A 15,544-nucleotide genomic window follows, 5' to 3' on the forward strand; every position below is an offset into this window, starting at 1 on the left:
GCCGCCGCCCGAAGCGATCGACCCCCGCCCGGTTGCGGGCGCGGGCGATCGGGTACACCCGGCGCATGAAGAGGCGCATCGGCGTGCTCGCCGGGGTCGCGGTCCTGCTGGCCGCCGCCGTCCTGGGCACGCTCACGCTGACGAAGGTCTGGGACCCGTTCGGCACCGACGTCGTCGACCGGTCGCAACCGGCCGTGCTGAAGTCGTTGCGGGACCTGAGCCAGTTCCACGCCGCCGCGGGCGACTACCAGGTGGTGCTCGACATCGAGCAGGACGTCCGGTTCGTGCCGGACGCGCTGGCCGGGCAGCGGACGCTGTTCGTCGCGGCGGGCACGGTCAACGCGTTCGTCGACTTCGGCACGATGGACGAGCGGTCGATGACCGTGTCGCAGGAGAGCAAGACCGTCGAGATCGACCTGCCGTCGCCGCAGCTGGACAAGCCGAACCTCCAGCAGGACAAGTGCTACGTGTTCGCGCAGGAGCGCGGGCTGTTCGACCGGCTGGCCTCGCTGGTCCAGGCGCAGGACCAGCAGGCGTTCTACGTGGCGGCCGAGCAGAAGCTGGCCGAGGCCGCGCAGACCTCGGAGCTGCGCAAGCGCGCGGTGGACAGCACGAAGAAGATGCTGACCGGGATGCTCGGGGCGCTCGGCTACCAGGTGAGCTTCCGGGGGTCGGACGACTGACCGGAGCGAGCTGACCGGGGCGAACCGGCGGGCACAGGTCGACCAGCTGTCGCGGGACGGGTCCTCAGGGGCCCGTCCCGCTCTCGTTCTCCCCCACCGCGCACCGGTTCCGCGCACCGGCCCCGACACCGCCGCGCCCGGACCCGGCGCTCAGTCGAGCGAGGCCGCCGCCTCCCGCACCGCCGCCAGCTCCCGCCGCGCCACCTCCGGGAAGCCCAGCGCGTTGTCCGGGGCGATCCACCCGGCGAACGCGGCCCGGAACGCCAGCCCGCCCAGCTCCGCCGCGACCCCGGCGGCCGTCGCGCCCAGCCCGCGCGCCCGCAGCGAGCCGGCGAACGCCTCGGTGAGCGAGGCGATCTTGAGCAGCTCGCGCTCGCGCAGCTCGCTGTGCGCCTGCACGACGGCCTGCCGCTGCCGCGCCCACTCCAGCCGCTCCGGCCCGAAGAACGCCCCCATCGCGTCCAGCGCCAGGCCGATCACCTCGTACGGACCGGCCTCGGCCGGTGCGGCGGCGATCGCGGCGACCAGGGCCTCGTTCAGCTGCTCCTGACCGTCGAAGAGCACCTCGCGCTTGTCCGCGAAGTGCCGGAAGAACGTGCTCTTGCCCAGCCCCGCGCCCTCGGCGATCCCGGCGGCGGTGGTGCTGTCGTACCCGCGCTCGGCGAACAGCGCGAGCGCCGACCGCTGCAGCCGCTCGCGGGCGTTCGGCTCCCATCTGCCCATGCCCCCACCCTACGCGACGGGACTTGGTCCCATCATTCGTGCTACGGTCACGAGACCAAGTCCCATCACTGGCGGTGGGGCGGCACGCGGAGGAGTGGGACATGCGGGTTCTCGTCACGGGCGCGTCCGGCTGGGTCGGCCGGGCGGTCGTCCCCGAGCTGATCGCGGCCGGTCACGAGGTCACCGGCCTGGCCAGGTCGGACGCGTCGGCTGCGGCCGTGGAGGCGGCGGGCGCGCGGGTGCTGCGCGGCGACCTGACCGACCCGGCGGTGCTGCGCGCGGGCGCGCGGGCGGCGGACGGCGTCGTCCACCTGGCGTTCGTGCACGACTTCACCCGGTTCGCCGAGGCGGTCGAGATCGACGCGCGGGCCATCGCCGCGTTCGGCGACGCGCTGGAGGGCGCCGGCAAGCCCCTGGTGGTCACGGCAGGCACCCCGTTCACGCCGGGCCGGGCGTCGACCGAGCGCGACGGCCTGACCCCCACCGGCGCGCCCGGCGACCGGGGCGGCAACACCGCGCTGGCGCTCGCGCTGGCCGAGCGGGGCGTGCGGGTGTCCGTGCTGCGGCTGCCCAGGTCCGTGCACGGCGAGGGCGACCACGGGTTCATCGCGATGCTGGTCGCGGCGGCCGGGGAGGCGGGCACGTCGGTGCACGCGGGTGACGGGTCCCAGCGCTGGCCCGCCGTGCACGTGGCCGACGCGGCCCGGCTGTACCGGGTGGCGCTGGAGCGGGCCGAGGCGGGCGCGGTGCTGCACGCGGTCGGCGACGAGGGCGTGCCGCTGCGCGAGGTCGCGGAGGTGATCGGGCGCCGCCTCGGCGTGCCCGCGGGCAGCGGCGACGTCTCGGGGCTGGGGTTCGTCGGCGCGCTGATGGGCGTGGACCAGCCGTCGTCGGCCGCGCTGACCGCCGAGTCCCTCGACTGGCGCCCGACCGGCCCCGGCCTGCTGGCGGACCTGGAGGCCGGGCACTACTTCGGCTGAGCCCGCGTGCGGCGCGTCCCGCCGCGCCGCACGCGTCCCGGACCGCGCTCCCGATCAGCGACAATGTCCGGGTGAGGCGCAAGCAGAGACCGGCCGGGCTGTCCCAGCGGCACGGGTTGGACCCGGCCAGGGTGCGGATGCCGGAGGACGGGCCGTGGGCGACGCTGCGCGACCACCTGGTCGAGCGGCTCCCGGTCCCGGCCGAGCGGGTCGACCTGATGCTCGCCGAGGGCCGGGTGCACGACCTGACCGGCCCGGTGGCCCCCGACGCGCCGTTCACGCCCGGCGGCGCGGTGTGGTTCCACCGGGACCTGCCGGTCGAGGTCCCGGTCCCGTTCGAGATCTCCGTGGTGCACCGCGACGACGCGGTCCTGGTCGTGGACAAGCCGCACTTCCTGGCCACGATCCCGCGCGGCAAGCACGTCGTGGAGACCGCGCTGGTGCGCCTGCGCCGCGACCTCGGCCTGCCCGCGCTCAGCCCGGCGCACCGGCTGGACCGGGTCACGGCGGGGCTGGTGATGTTCGTGGTCGACCCGGCGCTGCGCGGGCGGTACCAGACGATGTTCGCCGATCGCCTGGTGCGCAAGGAGTACGAGGCGATCGCCCCGGTGCGCGACGACCTGGAGCTGCCGCGCGTGGTGCGCAGCCGGATCGTGAAGGAGAAGGGCGTGATCACCGCCAGGGAGGTGCCGGGGCCGGTGAACGCGGAGACCCGCGTGGAGCTGGTGGAGCGCAGGGGTGACCTGGGCCGCTACCGGCTGCTGCCGACGACCGGGCGCACGCACCAGCTGCGGGTGCACCTGAGCGGGCTCGGCGTGCCGATCGTGGGCGACGACTTCTACCCGGTGCTGCGGGAGAAGCCGCTCGACGACTTCACCGACCCGCTGCAGCTGCTGGCGAAGGCGCTGGAGTTCACCGACCCGGTGACCGGCGAGCACCGCCGGTTCACCAGCTCGCTGGCGCTCGGGGCCTGGAGCTGAGCCCGGCGCGGGCGGGTGGTGCCACACCCGCCCGCGCCGCGCGGACGTCCGCTCAGCTCAGGTACTTGAGCATCTGGGTGATCTGCGCGGTCCGGGACTGGAAGACGCGCTCGGCCAGTTCCTTGGTCCGCTGGTTCGCGCCGTTCTCCCGCACGACCTTGGTCAGGTCGACCGCGTTGTGCTGGTGTGCGATGAGCAGGTTCAGGAAGGCCGTCTCGAACTCGGCGCCGCTCTTGCCCGCGACCTCGGCGATCAGCTCGGGGCTGGTGGAGTGGTCGCCGCCGTGGTCGGCGTGGACCTGCGGGTCGGCGCCGGAGGACTCCGGCTCGCCCCACTCCTGGAGCCAGCCGACCATGCTGTCCACTTCGGACTTCTGGGTGACCGCGATGGCCGAGGCGAGGGTCTTGATCTCCTCGCGGGTGGCGCGGGTCTCGGCCAGCTCCACCAGGTCCTGGCCCTGGCGGTGGTGCTCGATCGCCATCTGGAGGTACATGACGTCGCTGGCGTTGTGGTCGCCGCCCGCGCTCTGCCCGGACGCGGCCTGGCTCGCCGAACCGGTCGCGGCGGCGGGGGCGGGCCCGGCGTCGCCGCCCGACCCGCAGGCGGACAGCAGCAGCGCGCCCGCGAGCAGCGCGACGACACCGGTCGCGCGCCTGTTCTTGTTCTGTGCCATGGGCTTCGTGCTCCTCAAGGGCAGGGGGACGCGCCCCCGGCACTGGCCGGGGGCGCGATCAGCCGGTGGTCAGAGCCGCTGCCACAGGGCGGGCGTGGCGGAGGGCTCCCAGCCCAGGAGGGTGGTGTGGCCCTGGATGCACTTGTAGGTGGCGCCGCTGTAGGTCACCTGGTCGCCCGTCTTGTAGGGCGTGTTGGGCGCCCACTCGCCGCCGCCCGACGGCGGCCTCTGCGAGGTGGTGGTCGGCTTCGGCGCGCTGGAGGAGCTGCTCGGCGGCTGCGTGGTGGTCGGCGGCTTCGGCGAGGTGGTGGTGGGCTCCGGCTTCGGGTCGGTGGTGCCACCACCGCCGACCTGCAGGTCGACGCAGTTGTAGAACGCCATGGGCGTGTCGCCGATGTTCCACACGGCGAGCACCTTCTGCTTGCCGGTGCGGCCACCGAGGTCGACCGAGTGGCTCACGGTCGCGCCGGGGATCTTGTTGCCGTCGTTGAACTCGGCGATCTTCTGGCCGCCGATGAAGTACTGCCAGGTGGCGGTGGCGTGCCGGGCGGTCAGCGTCCAGTTGAAGGTGACCTTGCCGCCGACGCTCGTGGTCGGCCAGTTGCGGCTGTCGTCGCTCAGCTCGGAGAACTGGCTCAGACCCGCGTCGCAGCTCGTGAGGCCCTTGGGGCCCTCGACGCTCTGGGGCTCGTACTTGATGTTGCCGCAGGGGATCGCGCCCTGGGCGCAGAAGGCCTGCCTGCTCGGCGGCGACGAGATGTAGCCGTGCGCGCTGGCGCTGCCCGCTGCCAGCACGACGATGAACGGGGTGACGCCCACGCCGGCCAGGACCGCCGCGAGCTTCCGCTTGAATTCCATGGGGTGTCCAGCTCCTCACGAGGGCGCGCTCCACGAGCGCGCCCTTGGCAGGGTTTCGTGCGCGAGTGGGGACGTCCAGGTGTGCCGGACCCGCAGGGTTTGGGTATCGGCGCACCGACAGGAGGGAGACGTCGACCATCGCTTGGTCTAGACCATAAAGCGATATTGTCAAGCGGGTCAAGGTGGTGAACCAACTGGCGCGACGTCACGTAGACCACCACGTGAGGGCCATGCGGCGCAAGGGCGGCACGCCGATCGCGAGCCGCGTCACCAGGGGTGGGACGCGGCGGACGAGGGCGTCGACCACGCGCTGCGACGGCGGTTGGACCCGCCGTGGCCGAATCGATCAGGGCGCGCGGCGGAAATCCGGGCGGAGTTCGACCGGGACGTCGCGCCGGTGTTTCCCGGATAAAGCGGAGACCTTTCCAGAAGGCGCGGAACCGGGAAGGGCGGCGGGCGACCGGGCGCGTTTCCGGTGTCGCGCCGAATTGCGCGGACGGGTCACCGGCTTTCCCGAGGCCCCGATCGCGGCGGGCGCTCTCCAGCGCCCGGCGAACCCGCGAGCCGGTCGCGGCGGCACGTCGGCCGCCGCCGCGACCGGCTCGCGCCCACCACCGGCGCGTCGGCGCCGGGGAAACGGGTGATCACGTGGACGTGGAGCACTCGGAACCACAGCGGCGCGCGGCCGTCCCGCACTCGGTGACCGCGCACGACGGCACGGCGCTGCCCGCGACCGAAGCGGGCGCGGGCGACGCGCTCCTGCTGTGCTGCGAGCGCCCCGACGAGCTGACCGGCCTGGCCGAGCTGCTCGCGCCGCGCCTGCGGGTGATCCGCTGCGCGGTGCGGCCGGAGCACGCCGAGCGGGACGCGGAGGCGGCGCGGGAGCACTTCGCGCTGGACACGATGTCGTTGCTGGGGCACGGTTCCGGCGCGGCGGTGGCGCTGCGCTACGCGCTCGCCAGACCGGAGCGGGTGGAGGCGCTGGTGTGCGTGCCGGACGGCGAGCCGGAGTTCCCGCCCGGCTGCGCGGACCTGGAGCCGCCGACGCTGCTGGTCGAGGGCGGCGAGCCGACCGAGTGGGCGGAGAAGTTGTCCGACGAGGCGCCGTCGGTGCGCCGGGTGGTGCTGCCGGACGCCGGGAGCCCGCCGTGGACCCGGTCGCCGGGCGCGTTCGGCTGGGCGGTGCTGGCGCACCTGGGCGTGGACTGACCCTCCGGCGCGTTCCACGTGCTCGGCGCGCGTTCCCCCGACTCCCCTGCCCCGGCACGCGGACGGGCCCCTTCCCGCACCGGTTTTCCGGCGCGGGGAGGGGCCCGTCGGCGTCGCCCGTCAGCGGAGGTCCGCCGCCGGGCCGCGGATCAGCAGTACAGGTTGCCGCCGGGCGTGGCGCCCAGGAGCCCGACGAAGCGGTTGTACGCGTCCACCCGGCTCTGGACCTGGCCGGGGTTGCCGCCGTTGCACTCGATCGACCCGTTGATGCTGCGGATCGTCTCGCCGAAGCCGCGCCCGTTGACCATCGCGTTGTGCGGGGTCATGCTGCCGGGACCGGTCTGGGTGTTCCAGTACCAGAGCGCGGTCTTCCAGGCCACGGCCGAGTCGTTCTGCACCAGCCACGGGTTGGTCAGCAGGGGCAGGCCGAGCGCGTCGCCCGCGGCCTTGTAGTTGAAGTTCCAGCTGAGCTGGATCGGGCCGCGGCCGTAGTACGCGGCGTTGCCCGCCGGGCACCCGTACGACTGACCGGTGTCGCAGTAGTGCGGGTAGTTCGCGGTGTTCTGCTCCACGATGTGGACCAGCCCGCCGGTCTCGTGGTTGACGTTGGCCAGGAAGGCCGCCGCCTCCTGCTTCTTCACCGTGTCGCTGCCCGTGTTGGCGAAGCCGGGGTACGCGCCGAGCGCCGCCACGAGACCGCTGTAGGAGTAGAAGGAGTTCCGGCCGGGGAACATCGAGTTGAACTGCGACTCGCTGACCACGAACGAACCGGGGTTCGGCGGCTGGTCGCCACCACCGCCGCAGGTGTGCGGCTTCCAGTACCAGGTGCTGATGACCGGGTCGTAGCCCGGGTTCTCGTGCTCGGCGATGTAGTACTTGCCGTTGGTGTACTTCACGATCGACCCGGCGGCGTACCACTGGCCCGCCACCCAGTTCGGGTGGTTGCAGTTGCCGTTGCCGGGCTGGGTGCCACCGCCGCACCCGCTGTGCGGCTCCCAGTACCAGGTGCTGATGACCGGGTCGTAGCCCGGGTTCTCGTGCTCGGCGATGTAGTACTTGCCATCGGTGTACTTGACGATGGCGCCAGTGGCGTACCACTGGCCCGCGGTCCAGGTCGTCCAGGCGCAGTCGGCCTGGACCGCAGCCGCGGTCTTGGCGGCGGGCTCGGTGCCCGCGGTCGCGGGCACGACGGCCGCCAGAGCCGCCACCACGACGAGGGCGGCGGAGGCCGCCACCGCACGGATTCTCGACACGTGATCACATCTCCCGGTTGGGGCGCTTTGCGTGCCTGACAGTCTCCAGACTCAACCGGATTGGTCTACACCAGTCAAGGCCATCCGGATTCCATTCGACCGGGGCGCACCCCTAACTATGAGAGCGCTCCCATGCAGGTGAACCCCTATGCGATCCACTGTGGACGATCAAGTCCGGCGGGGGCGGGCTCCCCCGGCTCGCACCGGACCACCACCCGTTCCCCGCGCGGGATGACGAGCGGGAGAGCGCTCCCACGAATGCCGGGCGGGCGGTCGGGTGAACCCCTGGTTCACCGGGGCCCGTCCGGCGCGCGATCAGCCGACCCGCAGGAGCGTCTTGCCCACGGTCCGGCGGGCCTCGATCGCGGCGTGGGCGTCGGCCGCCCGCTCGAGCGGGAACCACTGGCCCACGACGGGTGCGAGCGTCCCGTCCGCCGCGTGCCGCAGCGCCTCCCGGAAGGCCGCCCTGATCCGCTCGGGCGCCGGTCGCCCCGGCCGCACCAGCTCGATCCCGCGCCGGGCCGCGTCACCGGGGTCGACGGCGGTCCACTCGCCGCTCGCCAGGCCGTAGCAGAGCATCCGCCCACCCGGCCGCAGCAGTCCGCACGCCGCCCGCCCGAGCGGGCCGCCCACCCCGTCGAACACCACGTCCACCTCGCCGACCAGGTCCTCCCACCCGGCGGCCGAGTAGTCCGCGGCGCGCGCGGCCCCCAGTCCGCGGACCAGCTCGACCTTGCGGGCCCCACCCGCCGCGCCCACCACCTCCGCACCCGCGGCCGTCGCCAGTTGGACCAGCAGGCTCCCCACCCCACCGGCCGCGGCGAGCACCAGCACCCGCTTCCCCGCCCCGCTCGCCGCGGCGCCGCCCAGCCCGACCGCAGGCTCGCCCACCGCGGCGCCGCTCTCCACAGGCTCGCCCACCGCAGGCCCTCCCACCGCCAACCCCGCCGCCGCCAGGTTCAGCACCGCCGTCCGCCCGTCCGCGATCAGCGCCGCCGCCTCGTCCAGCCCGACCCCGTCCGGCACCACCACCGCCTCCACCGCGTCCACCACCCGCTCGGCGTACCCCCCGCTCCCCCCGGTGCTCGCCGCCACCGCCCGCCCCAGCAGCTCCCCGCCGACCCCCTCCCCCACCGCGGTCACCACTCCGGCCACCCCGCCACCCGGCACCAGCGGCACCCGAACCGGCCACGGAGCGTTACCGGCCCGCACCTGCGTTTCCACGAACGTGATCGCCGCCCACACCACCTCCACCAGCACCCGCCCCGCACCGGGCACCGGGTCGGGCGCCTGCTCCACCCGCAGCACCTCGGGCCCGCCGAACTCCGCCATCCGCACCAACCGCACCGCGCTCCCCTTCCCGCGTCACCGGCCCCCCAGCCTGCGACGTGAACCGCACTGGAGGTCAAGCCCGTCCTTGTCCCGGCCCCGAACTGCGCCTACCCTCCCTGGGAGCGCTCCCAGGACCGTGTTCACCCGACGTCAGAGCAGACGGAGGAAGACCGCATGAGACCGCGCACCCCCGCCCCCCGGCGTGCGACAGCCATCTCGGCCGCACTGGCCCTCCTGGCGGCAGCGGCCACCGCGCCCCCCGCCACCGCGCAATCGGACCAGCGGGCGACCCCCGATCGGGCGCAGTCACCCAGCGTGACGCAGGCCTACGAGCGGATCGTCAACGGGTCGTTCGCCTCCGGCACCGCCGACCCCTGGTGGGCGGGCTCCGGCGTGACCAACCGGCTCGTCGACGGCGAGCTGTGCGCGCGGGTCCCCGGCGGCACCGCCAACCCGTGGGACGCCCTGATCGGCCAGAACGGCGTCCCGTTCGAGGCGGGCCAGCAGTACGTGCTGAAGTTCACCGCCCGCGCCGACCGCGCGCGCCCGGCCGCCGCCGCGCTCGGCGAGGGCGTCAGCCCGTACCGCCAGATCGCCAAGCAGGACGTGCAGCTCACCACCGAGCGCCAGAGCTTCACCTTCACCTTCACCTCGGAGCTGGACTTCCCCGACGCGGGAGCGGGCCAGCTGACCTTCCACCTCGGCGCGCTGGCCGAGGACAGCACGGTCTGCGTGGACGACGTCTCCCTCGTCGGCGGGGTGAAGCCGCCGGGCGGCGAGCCCACCGGCCCGTCGCGCAAGGTCCTCGTCGACCAGGTCGGCTACCTGCCGAAGGGCCCGAAGCGCGCCACCGCGCTGCACCCGTCGACCTCCCCGCAGCCGTGGACCCTGACCAGGGGCGGCGCCACCGTCGCGCGCGGCACCACCACCCCGAAGCCCGCCGACGCGGCCTCGGGCGACCCGGTGCACCTGGTCGACTTCTCCGCCGTGGAGACCGCAGGCGAGGGCTACGTGCTCACCGTCGGCGAGGAGTCGAGCTTCCCGTTCGACATCGGCACCTCCCACCTGGGGGACCTGCGCACCGACGCGCTGAAGTTCTTCTACCACCAGCGCAGCGGCACCCCGATCGAGGCCGCCCACGTGGGTGAGACCTACGCCCGCCCGGCCGGTCACGTCGACGTCGCCCCGAACAAGGGCGACAGCGCCGTCGGCTGCCTGGTGGACTGCGGCTACACCCTGGACGTGCGGGGCGGCTGGTACGACGCGGGCGACCACGGCAAGTACGTGGTCAACGGCGGCATCTCGGTCTGGCAGGTGCTCAACTCCTACGAGCGCGCCAAGCTCAAGGGCACCGAGGCCGCGCTCGGCGACGGGAAGCTGAACATCCCGGAGAGCGGCAACGGCGTGCCGGACGTGCTGGACGAGGCCCGCTGGGAGGTCGAGTTCCTGCTCCGGATGCAGGCCCCGGACGGCATGGTCCACCACAAGATCCACGACGTGAACTGGACCGGCCTCCCCCTGCTCCCGCACCAGGACCCGCAGGCCCGCAGGCTGTCCCCGACGAGCACCGCGGCGACCCTGAACACCGCGGCCGTGGCGGCGCAGGCCGCGCGGCTGTGGCGCTCGGTCGACCCGGCGTTCGCCGACCGTGCCCTCGCGGCGGCCGAGCGGGCCTACGCGGCGGCGAAGGCCAACCCGGCCAAGCTCGCCGACCCGAACGACGCCACCGGCGGCGGCGCGTACAACGACAACGACGTCAGCGACGAGTTCTACTGGGCGGCGGCCGAGCTGCTCACCACCACCGGCAAGTCCGGCTACCGCGCCGACGTCACCTCGTCGCCGCACTACAAGGCGGCGGCGCTGAACGGCCGCGGCGTCGACTGGGGGTACACCGCGCCGCTGGGCGACGTGACGCTCGCGCTGGTCCCGAACACCCTGCCCGCCGCCGACGTCGCGGCGACCAAGGCCCGGTTCGCGCAGGTCGCGGACGGGATGCTGGCGCAGGCGGCGGCGCAGAACTACCCGGCCCCGTACGACACCGCGACCTACGACTGGGGTTCGAACGGGCTGGTCGCCAACAACGGCGGCGTGCTCAGCATCGCGTTCGACCTGACCGGCCAGGCCAAGTACCGGGACGGCGCGTTCGAGGCGCTGCACTACCTGCTGGGCCGCAACCCGGTCGGGTACTCGTACGTCACCGGGTACGGGGAGCAGCCGGTGCGGAACGTGCACCACCGGCACTGGGCGAACCAGCTGGACCCGTCGCTGCCGATCGCGCCCCCCGGCGTGCTGTCGGGCGGTCCGAACAGCGCGCTGCAGGACCCGATCGCGGCCAGGCTGCTCCAGGGCTGCGCGCCGCAGAAGTGCTTCGTGGACCACATCGAGGCGTACTCGGTCAACGAGGTCACGGTGAACTGGAACTCGGCGCTGGTGTGGCTGGCCTCGTGGGCGGCGGAGGTCGCCGAGGCCCCGCAGCAGCCGGAGGGCGGCTGCTCGGTGTCGTACCAGGCCAACTCGTGGCAGGGCGGCTTCACCGCGAACCTGGTGGTGCGCAACACCGGCGCCACCGCGTGGACGGCCTGGGAGCTGGGCTTCTCGTTCCCCGGCGACCAGCGGATCACCCAGTCCTGGTCCGGGGTGTGGAGCCAGGAGGGCAGCCGGGTGCGCGCGACCAACGTGGCCTGGAACGGCGCGGTGCGGCCGGGCGGGTCGGTGACCCTCGGGTTCAACGGCTCGCACGGCGGGACCAACCAGCCGCCCGCGGCCTTCACGGTGAACGGGGCTCGCTGCTCGGTCGGGTAGGACGCGGTCGAGGTGTCCGGCGGGGCCGTCCGCGGTCCCGCCGGACCCGTCGCTAGCGGTGCGCGGCCTGCCCGACGGGCCGCAGCAGGATCTCGTTGACGTCCACGCCGGGCGGCTGCGAGACGGCGTACATGACGGCGCGGCCGACGTCCTCGGGCGCGAGCTTCGGGTCGTCCGCGCGCGAGGCGGGCACGCACCCGGTGTCGGTCAGCCCCGGCTGCACGACGGTGACCCGCACGCCGGTGCCGACGCACTCGGCCCGGAGGCCCTGCGCCAGCCCGGTGACGGCCCACTTGGTGGCCGAGTAGAGGTTCCCCGGCCGCACGCCGCGCCCGGAGGCGGAGCCGGTGAGCAGCAGGTGCCCGCGCGAGGCGATCAGGGCGGGCATGGCGGCGCGGGCGGTGAACGCGGGGCCGCACACGTTGGTGACGACCATGTCGGTCCAGGTGTCCGGCGGGTCGCCGTCGTCGGTGGTGAAGGAGGTGTCGACGCTGACCCCGGCGTTGGCGAGCACCACGTCGACCCGCCCCCACTCCGCCAGGACCCACTCGAACAGGCCGGAGACCTGCTCCCAGGAGCGGACGTCGCAGGCGCGGACGCGCACGTTCCCGCCCTCCCGGTGGCGCAGGGCGTCGACGTCGCGCGCGGCGAGCACGACCCGGTAGCCGTCCCGCTCGGCCATGCGCGCGGTGGCCGCGCCGATGCCCCGCGTTGCGCCCGTGATCACGAAAACCCCTGATTTCATGGGCGTCCACGCTACTGACTTCGGAATTCCGAAACTTTTTCACCAAAAAGAGTGACTGCGAGCAACCCTCTGTACTACTTCCCTTCGTACAGAACGGATGCAAGGTCACCTCAGCGTGACCGGCATCGACCGATTGGGGGATGTCATGGGGAGTGAGCAGTTCAAGCGCCGGGCCGCGCTGGGCCTCGGCGGCGCGGCGGCGGCCACGGTCGCGCTCGGCGGCGTCGCGTCGGCGCAGCCGACGGCCGCGAGCGAGGGCGTCGACTGGGAGTCGCTCATCCCGACCAGCGCGGACCTGTCCCGACTGAAGATCAACTGGACCTACCAGGCGCAGAAGGCGCTCGCGGGCGGCACCTGGTCCTCGCACATCGCGTTCAGCGACCCGGACGGCACGCTCAAGCCCGCCGTCGAGGACAACGCGGACCGCGTGGTCGAGGCGTACAGCGTCAACAAGATCGCGGTCGCGGTCGCGGTGCTGGACAAGGTCGACCGGGGGCTGCTCGCGCTCGACCAGCGGGTCGACGTGACCGAGGCCATCGTCATCCAGGACACCGACGGCATCTTCGGCCTGGACGGCGCGTACCCCAGCTCGGTGACGCTCGGGCACGTCCTGGCGACGCTGCTCACCGTCTCGGACAACACCGCGGTGCGGCTGTGCGGCCTGGTGGTCCCGGCGCTGGAGCTGAACGAGATCCTGCGGTCCAAGGGCTTCACGGCCACCCAGGTGGTGCCGGTGGCGAACCCGAACCGGTTCTTCCTCGGCACGACCACCCCGCGCGAGACGTTCACGCTGCTGCAGAAGCTGGTGCGCGGCGAGCTGCTGTCGGCGGCGTCCACGGCGCACCTGCTGACCGTGCTGCGGTCGCTGACCTCGTTCAACGACGGCATCCGGGCGCGGCTGACCTCCCCGGAGCGGTTGAACGTGGCCACCAAGGCGGGCTGGTTCGACGACGGGCGCAACGAGGCGGGCGTCGTGTTCGACCCCCAGGGCAAGCCGATGATCACCTACGCGCTGTTCGCGTCCGGCGCGTTCCGGGGCGACACGGCCTCGCACCTGGAGGACTACGGCGCCACCCACCCGGCCGCGCGCGCCCGCGCGGGCATCGGCCGGGCCATGTACGACTCGGTGCTGCGGGTCACCGCGAACACCCCCAGGGTGTTCCGCTCGCGCGGGCACCAGCCGTACAACGGCGGCTGATCGGGGAGTCCCGCTGTTCCGGCGCACTCGCGCCGTCGATTCGGCGGTGGTTCACCACGGCGTCGCCCGGCGGGCGCGGGAGTTCTTCCCGCCAGGCGCGCTCCCCGCCGCCGGTTTTGCGGTTTCCGCAGGTGGAAACCGGTGCGCGGAACACATCGGCGGGGAATTCGGCGAGGTCCGGTATCCACCCGGCCCCGTTCGCGCTCCTTGTTCCGCAGGGGGAGCCAACGGGGATCGGGGGATGCCGGATGACCGGGCTTGTGCGCCTGAACGCCGCTCGACCGGGCGAGTCGGACCCGCCGCTGCGGGTGTCGCGCGAGGTTCAGGGGAACGTGCTGGCCGCGTTCAACAAGGACCACCAGCAGCTCAGGTTCCTGCGGTTCGGGGACGCGCGGCTGGCGCGGACGTGGCTGGCCGGGATGCTCGGCCACGTGTCGGTGACCGCCGACGTCGAGGACTTCAACGAGGCGTTCTCGCTGGGGCGGGCGACGTTCGGCGAGGACCCGGCGACGCTGCGGGCGACCTGGGTGAACCTGTCGCTGACCGCGCCGGGCGTGCTGGCCGTGGCCGCCGACCCGACCGCGGCGGAGGCGGACCTGCGCGCGGTCGACCCGCTGCTGGTGGAGGGGGCGCTGGCGCGGGCGGCGGCGAACGGGGACACCGGGGAGTCCGGACCAGGGGGGTGGGTGTTCGGCGGGGCGGGGAGCGCGGTGCACGCGGTGGTCACGGTGGCCTCGGACACGCGGGAGCGGTTGCGGGCGACGACCCGGCAGCTGGACCTGCTGGACCGGTTGCTGGGGGTGCGGCGGCTGCACGTGCAGGACGGGGAGACGCTGCCGGGGGCGCTGGCCGGTCACGAGCACTTCGGCTACAAGGACGGGATCTCGCAGCCCGCCGTGCGCGGTTTCCACCGCGAGGACCCGGCCCGACCGGGGCGCAGGTTGGACCACCCTGGGGCGGTGCTGGTGAACGCGGGCGAGTTCGTGCTCGGGCACCGCACGGAGCGGGAGGTGGAGCCGGTGGTGGCCGCGTGGTTGAGGGACGGGTCGATCCAGGTGGTGCGCAGGCTGAGCCAGGACGTGGCCGGGTGGCGGGCGGCGGTGGAGGCGCACGCGCGGGCGGTGGCGCCGGAGGTCGGGCCGGAGCGGATGGGGTCGCTGCTGGTGGGCAGGAGGCTGGACGGAACCCCGCTCGCGCGGCCGACCGGGCCGGTGGAGAACGACTTCGACTACGCGGACGACCCCCTGGGCACGACGACCCCGTGCACGTCCCACATCCGCAAGACGAACCCCCGCTCGTTCACGGACCCGTCCCCGAGGACGCACCGGATCATGCGCAGGGGCATCCCGTTCGGCCCGCCGCACGACGCGGAGCCGGGGGCGGAGCGGGGGTTGGTGTTCGTGGCGCACTGCACGTCGCTGGCGGAGCAGTTCGAGTTCCAGCAGCGGGCGTGGGCGAACGACCCGTCGTTCGCGGGCGGGGCGACGGGGGCGCCGACCGGGACGGACCCGGTGATCGGGGTCGAGGGCGGGGGGACGGTGGAGGCGGGAGGGAGCCGGGGCGAACTGGGCTTCCGGCGCTTCGTGCGCACCACGGGCGCGGTGTACGCCCTGGTGCCGTCGGTGAGCGCGCTGAGGCTGCTGGCAGCGGGCAGACCACTGCCCCGCTAGCGCCGGGGGAGCGCGCTCCCCCCGGCGGGCCGGTCGTGACCGCCGTCCACGATCGGCCTGCCGGTGGGCTTGGGGGTGCCGGTGGGCTTGGGGAGGGCTTGCCCGCCGGGGCGACCTCCTCCACACCAGCCGGTTGAACGGACCGTTCAACCGGACCACACCACGCCGCAGCAACACGCACTGCCACAACTGCACACCGCGAACTGCCCCACCACGCACCACGCACCACCGCAACGCACACCACGCACCGCGAACTGCCGCACCACCGCAACGCACACCGCGAACTGCCCTACCACGCACAGCCGCAACACACCGCCGCACCGCCGCACACGAGCCACCGCACAGCCGCACACGAGTCACCGCGCACGGCGCCACCGCGTACCGCGCCACCGCCACCCTCAGGTGGCCAAAGCTCGGTTGAACGGTCCGTTCAACGAG

The 15,544-nt window shown here is 73.7% G+C and carries 13 protein-coding genes; 7 read left to right on the top strand and 6 right to left on the bottom strand.

Annotated features, from left to right (window positions below; genetic code table 11):
• The first annotated feature begins 65 nt into the window (after positions 1 to 65).
• Complete coding sequence (locus tag CNX65_RS26535) at positions 66 to 683, top strand: DUF4230 domain-containing protein (RefSeq protein WP_096496190.1); 618 nt, start codon at positions 66 to 68, stop codon at positions 681 to 683.
• 150 nt (positions 684 to 833) lie between these two features.
• Here CNX65_RS26535 and CNX65_RS26540 read toward each other — a convergent pair whose 3' ends face one another.
• Positions 834 to 1,406: a TetR/AcrR family transcriptional regulator gene (locus tag CNX65_RS26540; RefSeq protein ID WP_096496191.1), complete on the bottom strand. Its 573-nt coding sequence runs from the start codon at positions 1,404 to 1,406 to the stop codon at positions 834 to 836.
• A 101-nt stretch (positions 1,407 to 1,507) separates the two neighbouring features.
• On the opposite strand from CNX65_RS26540, the gene CNX65_RS26545 reads away from it, so the two are divergent.
• Both CNX65_RS26545 and CNX65_RS26550 read left to right on the top strand, forming a co-directional pair.
• Positions 1,508 to 2,386, top strand: coding sequence for an SDR family oxidoreductase (locus CNX65_RS26545; protein WP_096496192.1), 879 nt, complete (start codon positions 1,508 to 1,510; stop codon positions 2,384 to 2,386).
• A gap of 71 nt (positions 2,387 to 2,457) precedes the next feature.
• Entirely contained in the window at positions 2,458 to 3,366 is a 909-nt protein-coding gene (locus CNX65_RS26550) for an RluA family pseudouridine synthase (protein WP_096496193.1), read from the top strand.
• A 52-nt stretch (positions 3,367 to 3,418) separates the two neighbouring features.
• Here the strand turns inward: CNX65_RS26550 and CNX65_RS26555 are convergent, their stop codons facing one another.
• Both CNX65_RS26555 and CNX65_RS26560 read right to left on the bottom strand, forming a co-directional pair.
• The gene (locus tag CNX65_RS26555; RefSeq protein WP_096496194.1) at positions 3,419 to 4,039 is read right to left on the bottom strand and encodes a DUF305 domain-containing protein; all 621 of its coding nucleotides are present in this window, start codon (positions 4,037 to 4,039) and stop codon (positions 3,419 to 3,421) included.
• A 69-nt stretch (positions 4,040 to 4,108) separates the two neighbouring features.
• Positions 4,109 to 4,897, bottom strand: a complete 789-nt coding sequence (locus tag CNX65_RS26560) for a lytic polysaccharide monooxygenase (RefSeq protein ID WP_096496195.1) — start codon at positions 4,895 to 4,897, stop codon at positions 4,109 to 4,111.
• A 648-nt stretch (positions 4,898 to 5,545) separates the two neighbouring features.
• Here CNX65_RS26560 and CNX65_RS26565 point away from each other — a divergent pair.
• Positions 5,546 to 6,106 (top strand): alpha/beta fold hydrolase, encoded by a 561-nt coding sequence (locus CNX65_RS26565; RefSeq protein ID WP_096496196.1) that lies wholly within the window; start codon positions 5,546 to 5,548, stop codon positions 6,104 to 6,106.
• A 149-nt stretch (positions 6,107 to 6,255) separates the two neighbouring features.
• Here CNX65_RS26565 and CNX65_RS26570 read toward each other — a convergent pair whose 3' ends face one another.
• On the bottom strand, positions 6,256 to 7,359 hold the full coding sequence (locus CNX65_RS26570; RefSeq protein ID WP_177154689.1) for a glycoside hydrolase family 19 protein: 1,104 nt from the start codon (positions 7,357 to 7,359) through the stop codon (positions 6,256 to 6,258).
• A gap of 315 nt (positions 7,360 to 7,674) precedes the next feature.
• Positions 7,675 to 8,706, bottom strand: coding sequence for a zinc-binding dehydrogenase (locus tag CNX65_RS26575; protein ID WP_096496197.1), 1,032 nt, complete (start codon positions 8,704 to 8,706; stop codon positions 7,675 to 7,677).
• Positions 8,707 to 9,006: 300 nt separating this feature from the next.
• Here CNX65_RS26575 and CNX65_RS26580 point away from each other — a divergent pair, with 300 nt between their 5' ends.
• Positions 9,007 to 11,493 (top strand): glycoside hydrolase family 9 protein, encoded by a 2,487-nt coding sequence (locus CNX65_RS26580; protein ID WP_232520024.1) that lies wholly within the window; start codon positions 9,007 to 9,009, stop codon positions 11,491 to 11,493.
• Between the two features lie 52 nt (positions 11,494 to 11,545).
• Here CNX65_RS26580 and CNX65_RS26585 read toward each other — a convergent pair whose 3' ends face one another.
• Positions 11,546 to 12,238: an SDR family oxidoreductase gene (locus tag CNX65_RS26585; protein WP_096496199.1), complete on the bottom strand. Its 693-nt coding sequence runs from the start codon at positions 12,236 to 12,238 to the stop codon at positions 11,546 to 11,548.
• Positions 12,239 to 12,353: 115 nt separating this feature from the next.
• On the opposite strand from CNX65_RS26585, the gene CNX65_RS26590 reads away from it, so the two are divergent.
• Positions 12,354 to 13,436: a serine hydrolase gene (locus tag CNX65_RS26590; protein ID WP_232520025.1), complete on the top strand. Its 1,083-nt coding sequence runs from the start codon at positions 12,354 to 12,356 to the stop codon at positions 13,434 to 13,436.
• A gap of 248 nt (positions 13,437 to 13,684) precedes the next feature.
• On the top strand, positions 13,685 to 15,106 hold the full coding sequence (locus CNX65_RS26595) for a Dyp-type peroxidase (protein WP_096496201.1): 1,422 nt from the start codon (positions 13,685 to 13,687) through the stop codon (positions 15,104 to 15,106).
• Positions 15,107 to 15,544 lie beyond the last annotated feature (438 nt).

It is taken from the genome of Actinosynnema pretiosum, from assembly GCF_002354875.1.
GTDB lineage: Bacteria > Actinomycetota > Actinomycetes > Mycobacteriales > Pseudonocardiaceae > Actinosynnema > Actinosynnema auranticum.